Source organism: Candidatus Kosakonia sp. 282A-S69 (genome assembly GCF_029433855.1).
GTDB classification, from domain to species: Bacteria; Pseudomonadota; Gammaproteobacteria; order Enterobacterales; family Enterobacteriaceae; genus Kosakonia; species Kosakonia cowanii_A.
In genome coordinates, this window is record NZ_JAROAU010000005.1 from 164,955 (window position 1) to 171,925 (window position 6,971).

The following is a 6,971-nucleotide window of genomic DNA, read 5'->3' on the forward strand; positions in this document are numbered from 1 at the left end:
ATGACCGAACTGAAAAACGATCGTTACCTGCGCGCGCTTCAGCGCCAGCCAGTAGATATGACGCCGGTATGGATGATGCGCCAGGCAGGCCGCTACTTGCCGGAATATAAGGCGACCCGTGCGCAAGCCGGCGATTTTATGTCGCTATGCCGCAATGCGGAGCTGGCCTGTGAAGTGACGATGCAACCCCTTCGTCGCTACAAGCTTGATGCGGCGATCCTCTTCTCCGACATCCTGACGGTACCGGACGCGATGGGGCTGGGGCTCTATTTCGAAGCCGGTGAAGGGCCGCGCTTTAGCCATCCCATCACCTGCAAAGCGGACGTGGACAAGCTGCCCGTGCCGGACCCGGAAGATGAACTGGGTTACGTGATGAATGCCGTGCGCACTATCCGCCGTGAACTGAAAGGCGAAGTGCCGCTGATTGGTTTCTCCGGCAGCCCGTGGACGCTGGCGACCTACATGATTGAAGGCGGCAGCAGCAAAGCGTTTACTAAAATTAAAAAGATGATGTACGCCGAGCCGCTGGTGCTGCATGCGCTGCTGGATAAGCTGGCGCAGAGCGTGACCTCCTATCTCAACGCGCAGATCCGCGCGGGCGCGCAGTCGGTGATGATTTTTGACACCTGGGGGGGCGTGCTGACCGGGCGCGACTACCAGCAGTTCTCTCTCTATTACATGCATAAGATCGTCGATGGCCTGCTACGTGAAAACGAAGGGCGTCGCGTGCCGGTGACGCTGTTTACCAAAGGCGGCGGCCAGTGGCTGGAAGCGATGGCAGCGACTGGCTGCGATGCGCTGGGCCTCGACTGGACCACCGATATTGGCGATGCGCGCCGCCGCGTTGGCGACAAAGTGGCGCTGCAGGGCAACATGGATCCCTCCATGCTTTATGCCCCGCCCGCACGCATTGAGGAAGAAGTGTCTACAATTCTCTCTGGCTTTGGCAAAGGCGAAGGCCATGTGTTTAACCTCGGTCACGGCATCCACCAGGATGTGCCGCCGGAACATGCAGGAGTCTTTGTCGAGGCGGTTCACCGTCTGTCGGCCCCCTGGCATCAATAAGGAGTGAATATGGATCTCGCGTCGCTACGCGCACAACAACTTGAACTGGCCTCTTCCGTGATCCGTGAGGATCGTCTTGATAAAGATCCGCCGACGTTGATCGGCGGGGCGGATGTCGGTTTCGAGCAGGGTGGCGAAGTGACGCGGGCGGCAATGGTGCTGCTCACCTGGCCCGCGCTGGAACTGGTTGAGTATCAGGTGGCGCGTATCGCCACCACCATGCCCTATATTCCCGGCTTTCTGTCATTTCGTGAGTATCCCGCGCTGCTGGCGGCGTGGGAAATGTTGTCGCAAAAACCCGATTTACTCTTTGTCGACGGGCATGGGATCTCCCATCCGCGCCGCCTTGGCGTGGCCAGCCACTTTGGCCTGCTGGTGGATGTGCCGACCATCGGCGTGGCGAAAAAACGGCTGTGCGGGAAGTTCGAACCGCTCGCCGATGAGCCCGGCGCGCTGTCACCGCTGATCGATAAAGGTGAACAGCTGGCGTGGGTATGGCGCAGTAAAGCGCGCTGTAATCCGCTCTTTGTCGCCACCGGTCATCGCGTCAGCCAGGATACCGCACTGGCGTGGGTACAGCGCTGCATGAAGGGATACCGCTTGCCGGAGCCAACGCGCTGGGCAGATGCCGTGGCATCGGGTCGCCCCGCCTTTGCGCGATGGCAGGCAATTCAGCGCGATATCGGGTAAACTGCGGCGCATTACCGTTTTTGAGAAGCGATCATGTTACAAAACCCGATTCATCTGCGGCTGGAAAAGCAGGAAAGCTGGCAGCACGTTGTCTTCATGGCCTGTCTGTGTGAGCGTATGTACCCCAACTATGCGCTGTTCTGCCGACAGACCGGCTTTGGCGATGCGCAGCTCTATCGCCGTATCCTTGACCTGGTATGGGAAACAGAGACCGTCAAAGATGCGAAGGTCAATTTCGACAGCCAGCTTGAGAAGCTGGAAGAGGGGATCCCCTCAGCAGAGGATTACGATCTCTACGGTGTCTATCCGGCGATTGATGCCTGTGTGGCGCTGAGCGAGTTGATCCATTCGCGCCTGAGCGGCGAAACGCTGGAGCATGCAATTGAAGTCAGCAAGACGTCGATCACTACCGTAGCGATGCTGGAAATGACGCAGCAGGGCCGCGAAATGAGCGATGAAGAGCTGGGGCTCAACCCCGCGGTGGAGCAGGAATGGGACATTCAGTGGGAGATTTTCCGCCTATTGGCCGCCTGCGAAGAGCGTGATATTGACCTTATCAAAGGCTTGCGTGCAGACCTGCGTGAGGCTGGCGAGAGTAATATCGGTATAAATTTGCAGCAATGAGACAATAAAACGTGATTTAAGGCCTGTTTTGTCGCGCCTGAAGGCTTCCCTTCTGACCCCCGTCTGGTCTACATTTGGGGGGCGAAAAAAAGTGGCTATCGGTGCGTGTATGCAGGAGAGTGCTTTTGAGGCATTTCCGTCGCACTCGATGCTTAGCAAGCGATAAACACATTGAAAGGATAACTTATGAACAAGACTCAACTGATTGATGTAATTGCAGACAAGGCTGATCTGTCTAAAGCGCAAGCGAAAGCTGCACTGGAATCCACCCTGGCTGCCATTACTGAGTCTCTGAAAGAAGGCGATGCAGTACAACTGGTTGGTTTCGGCACTTTCAAAGTGAACCACCGCGCTGAGCGTACTGGCCGCAACCCGCAGACCGGTAAAGAAATCAAAATCGCCGCAGCTAACGTGCCGGCATTTGTTTCTGGTAAAGCACTGAAAGACGCTGTTAAGTAAGACAGCATGGCAGTGAACAGTTTTGTCGAAGGGGCGGTAACGCCCCTTTTGTCATACTGGCGTCGCCCACTTTTGCTGGTCGGCGCACTGCTGCTTGCCGCCTGTAGCCACGATTCGTCACTGCCGCCCTTTACCGCCAGCGGTTTTGCCGGCGATCAGGGCGCAATACGCATCTGGCGTAAAGATTCTGGCGGTGAGACCCACCTGCTCTCTGCATTTAGCCCGTGGCACCGCGGGAACACCTCCTTAGGCGAGTATCGCTGGCAGGGCGATGCGCTCACCCTTATTGAACTCAATATCTACGCTAATCCACCTGAGCACATTCGCGTGCGTTTTGACGATCGCGGCGAGCTGAGCTTTATGCAGCGCGAAGTGGACGGCCAGAAGCAGCAGCTCTCCAGTGACCAGATAGCGCTTTATCGCTACCGTGCCGAACAGATCCGCCAGACCAGCGATGCGCTGCGTCAGGGGAGAGTGGTGCTGCGTCAGGGGCGCTGGCAGGCAAATAACACGGTGCAGACCTGTGAAGGGCAGACCGTGAGGCCACCGCTCGATTCGTGGGCGTTAAACCATATAGCGCAGCGCCAGAGCCGTTCGTCGCTGGCCGTTAGCGTGGCGTGGCTTGAGGCACCGGAAGGGGCCCAGCTGTTGCTGGTGGCGAATGAGGACTTCTGTCACTGGCAGCCAACGGAGAAGACCTTTTAACGTTGGCACCGTCGGCGTGTTGCCCGATGGCGGCGATGCCTTACCGGGCCTGTGAAAAGCGTTTGCACGAAAGTAACGTGCCGGATAAGCGCAGCGCCATCCGGCAAATGACCACGGCACAACAAGGAAGGGTTACTGCCTGAGCCGGGTACCTAAAACGCCACCCGGCCGTGGATCGCGTGCTACTTGCTGCCCTGCTCGCGGGCAATCGCGCGATAACCAATATCGCTGCGGCTAAAGCTACCATCCCAGTGAATATCGGTCATCAGGGCGTAAGCGCGCTGCTGCGCTTCGGCAACGGTGTCACCGAGCGCAGTCACGCACAGCACACGCCCGCCGTTGGTCAGCACTCGATCGTCGTCAGCGAGCGTGGTACCGGCGTGGAACACTTTCCCGTCCGCAACCTCTTCTAAGGGCAGACCGTGGATCTGATCGCCAGTACGATAGTTGCCCGGATAACCTCCTGCAGCCATTACCACGCCAAGCGACGCGCGCGCATCCCATTTCGAGACTTTCTCATCCAGCTTGCCATCACAGGCTGCCAGGCAGAGCTCCACCAGGTCTGACTGCAGGCGCAACATAATGGGCTGCGTTTCCGGGTCACCAAAGCGGCAGTTGAACTCGATCACTTTCGGGTTGCCCTGCTTATCGATCATTAGCCCGGCATAGAGAAAACCGGTATAGGTATTTCCTTCTGCCGCCATGCCGCGCACGGTTGGCCAGATAACCTGATCCATTGCCCGCTGGTGCACTTCATCGGTCACCACTGGAGCCGGAGAGTAGGCGCCCATACCGCCGGTATTCGGGCCGGTGTCGCCGTCGCCGACGCGTTTGTGATCCTGGCTGGTCGCCATTGGCAGCACATGCTCACCGTCGACCATCACGATAAAGCTCGCCTCTTCGCCGTCGAGAAACTCCTCAATCACAATGCGATGACCCGCATCGCCAAAGGCGTTACCGGCCAGCATATCGTGGACCGCCGCTTCCGCCTCTTCCAGCGTCATGGCGACAATGACCCCTTTACCGGCTGCCAGGCCGTCAGCTTTAATGACGATCGGTGCACCTTTCTCGCGCAGGTAAGCCAGCGCCGGTTCTACCTCTGTAAAGTTCTGATACTCTGCCGTCGGAATGTTGTGGCGGGCGAGGAAATCTTTGGTGAAGGCTTTGGAGCCCTCCAGTTGAGCCGCGCCTTGCGTGGGGCCAAAGATTTTCAGCCCTTGCGCGCGAAAGGCGTCAACCACACCAATCACCAGCGGCGCTTCCGGGCCGACGATGGTCAGATCGATCTTCTCGCTTTGGGCGAAATTCACTAGCGCCGGAATATCCGTCGCGCTAATCGCCACGTTTTGCAGCGTCAGCTCCAGCGCCGTGCCAGCGTTACCCGGCGCGACAAACACAGTTTCAACCCGCGCAGACTGGGCCGCTTTCCAGGCCAGCGCATGTTCGCGCCCGCCGTTACCAATCACTAATACTTTCATTCTCTGCTCCGTGGATTAATGGCGGAAGTGACGCATGTCGGTGAAGATCATCGCGATGCCGTGCTCGTCGGCGGCGGCAATGACTTCGTCATCGCGAATAGATCCGCCCGGCTGGATAACGCAGCTCACACCGACAGCGGCGGCGGCATCAATACCGTCACGGAACGGGAAGAAGGCGTCAGAGGCCATTGCGGAACCTTTCACTTCCAGCCCTTCGTCAGCGGCTTTAATACCTGCAATCTTCGCAGAGTAGACACGGCTCATCTGGCCTGCGCCAATACCGATGGTCATGTTCTCTTTGGCGTAGACGATGGCATTCGATTTAACGAACTTCGCCACTTTCCAGCAGAACAGCGCATCGCGTAGCTCCTGCTCGGTCGGCTGGCGCTTGCTGACCACGCGCAGCTCACTGGCGGTCACCATCCCCAGATCGCGATCCTGAACCAGCAGGCCGCCATTGACGCGTTTGAAATCGAGGCCCGGCACACGCGCTGCCCACTGGCCACAGACCAGCACGCGCACGTTCTGTTTGGCGGCGGTGATGCTCAGTGCTTCTTGCGTAGCGGAAGGGGCGATAATCACTTCCACAAACTGGCGGGAAATAATGGCCTGCGCCGTTTCTGCATCCAGCTCGCGGTTAAAGGCGATGATGCCGCCAAATGCAGAGGTTGGGTCGGTTTTATAAGCGCGATCGTACGCATCGAGAATCGAACCGCCGACGGCGACGCCGCACGGGTTGGCGTGTTTCACAATCACGCAGGCCGGTTCATCAAACTCTTTCACACACTCCAGCGCTGCGTCGGTGTCGGCGATATTGTTATAGGAGAGCGCTTTGCCCTGTAACTGCTGCGCGGTGGCAACGGAAGCCTCTTTGATCTCCCCTTCTATATAGAAGGCAGCGTGCTGGTGGCTGTTTTCGCCGTAGCGCATATCCTGCTTCTTAATAAAGTTGAGATTTAGCGTGCGTGGGAAGCGACCGGCAGGCTCCTTGCTCTCGCCATGATAGGCAGGCACCAGGCTGCCGAAGTAGTTAGCAATCATGCTGTCGTAAGCGGCGGTATGCTCAAAGGCTTTGATCGCGAGGTCGAAACGGGTTTCCAGCGTCAGCGAGCCGTCGTTGGCATCCATTTCATTAATGATGGCATTGTAGTCGCTGCTCTTGACGACGATGGCGACATCTTTATGGTTCTTCGCAGCGGAGCGCACCATGGTCGGGCCGCCAATATCGATGTTCTCAACGGCGTCTTCCAGTGAGCACCCTTCACGTGCAACGGTCTGGGCGAAGGGGTAGAGGTTAACCACCACCATGTCGATTGGCGCGATGGCATGCTGCGCCATGATGGCATCATCCTGACCGCGACGGCCAAGAATGCCGCCGTGCACTTTCGGGTGCAGAGTTTTTACGCGTCCATCCATCATTTCCGGGAAACCGGTGTAGTCGGAGACTTCTGTCACCGGCAGGCCTTTATCTGCCAGCAGGCGAGCAGTTCCGCCGGTAGAGAGCAGTTCGACGCCACGCTGGGAGAGCGCCTGGGCGAATTCGACGATACCGGCCTTATCAGAAACACTGAGCAGGGCGCGGCGGACTGGACGACGTTGTTGCATGGTAAATCCCCTGGATTTGACTTTAACAGAGAGCGTTAGCTGAATTTTCGCTTCTTTATTATGGGAAGATTCAGCTAACACCCCAGGCAGGGTGGATTAATTTTGCGCGGGCATTGTAACGAAAACGTTTGCGCAACGCTCGGGAATTTTTCCACTTTTGCCGCTTTGTGGATAACTCTGTGCGTAAATGCGTATAAGGGTGGCTTTTGCTGTGGAATGCAGCAGTCAGTCATTTTTATGTCATTTTTCTATTGCGGGGTGCGGAGAACTCCCTATAATGCGCCTCCATCGACACGGCGCTAAGCAAACAACAGCTTGCAGCGACGTTAAGTCGGAAGAGAAAAA

7 protein-coding genes are annotated in these 6,971 nt (G+C 57.5%); 5 read left to right on the forward strand and 2 right to left on the reverse strand.

What is annotated here, in order from left to right:
* From hemE to PU683_RS21625, 5 genes are all read left to right on the forward strand, one after another.
* Positions 1 to 1,065, forward strand: coding sequence for a uroporphyrinogen decarboxylase (gene hemE / locus PU683_RS21605; protein ID WP_023479397.1), 1,065 nt, complete (start codon positions 1 to 3; stop codon positions 1,063 to 1,065).
* Between the two features lie 9 nt (positions 1,066 to 1,074).
* Complete coding sequence (gene nfi / locus PU683_RS21610; protein ID WP_277174626.1) at positions 1,075 to 1,755, forward strand: deoxyribonuclease V; 681 nt, start codon at positions 1,075 to 1,077, stop codon at positions 1,753 to 1,755.
* Positions 1,756 to 1,788: 33 nt separating this feature from the next.
* Complete coding sequence (locus PU683_RS21615) at positions 1,789 to 2,379, forward strand: YjaG family protein (RefSeq protein WP_277174627.1); 591 nt, start codon at positions 1,789 to 1,791, stop codon at positions 2,377 to 2,379.
* Between the two features lie 186 nt (positions 2,380 to 2,565).
* Positions 2,566 to 2,838, forward strand: a complete 273-nt coding sequence (hupA, locus tag PU683_RS21620; RefSeq protein ID WP_002884342.1) for a nucleoid-associated protein HU-alpha — start codon at positions 2,566 to 2,568, stop codon at positions 2,836 to 2,838.
* Positions 2,839 to 2,850: 12 nt separating this feature from the next.
* Positions 2,851 to 3,543 carry a DUF1481 domain-containing protein gene (locus tag PU683_RS21625; RefSeq protein ID WP_277174698.1) on the forward strand — a complete coding sequence of 231 codons (693 nt, stop codon included), beginning with the start codon at positions 2,851 to 2,853 and terminating at the stop codon, positions 3,541 to 3,543.
* A gap of 182 nt (positions 3,544 to 3,725) precedes the next feature.
* On the opposite strand, the gene purD is transcribed toward PU683_RS21625, so the two are convergent.
* Entirely contained in the window at positions 3,726 to 5,021 is a 1,296-nt protein-coding gene (gene purD, locus PU683_RS21630) for a phosphoribosylamine--glycine ligase (RefSeq protein ID WP_277174628.1), read from the reverse strand.
* A gap of 15 nt (positions 5,022 to 5,036) precedes the next feature.
* Positions 5,037 to 6,626: a bifunctional phosphoribosylaminoimidazolecarboxamide formyltransferase/IMP cyclohydrolase gene (gene purH / locus PU683_RS21635; protein WP_277174629.1), complete on the reverse strand. Its 1,590-nt coding sequence runs from the start codon at positions 6,624 to 6,626 to the stop codon at positions 5,037 to 5,039.
* Positions 6,627 to 6,971 lie beyond the last annotated feature (345 nt).

Coding starts and splice junctions, on each gene's coding strand:
- hemE (WP_023479397.1), top strand. CDS start 1: ATGACCGAACTGAAAAACGATCGTTACCTGCGCGCGCTTCAGCGCCAG.
- nfi (WP_277174626.1), top strand. CDS start 1,075: ATGGATCTCGCGTCGCTACGCGCACAACAACTTGAACTGGCCTCTTCC.
- PU683_RS21615 (WP_277174627.1), top strand. CDS start 1,789: ATGTTACAAAACCCGATTCATCTGCGGCTGGAAAAGCAGGAAAGCTGG.
- hupA (WP_002884342.1), top strand. CDS start 2,566: ATGAACAAGACTCAACTGATTGATGTAATTGCAGACAAGGCTGATCTG.
- purD (WP_277174628.1), bottom strand. CDS start 5,021: ATGAAAGTATTAGTGATTGGTAACGGCGGGCGCGAACATGCGCTGGCC.
- purH (WP_277174629.1), bottom strand. CDS start 6,626: ATGCAACAACGTCGTCCAGTCCGCCGCGCCCTGCTCAGTGTTTCTGAT.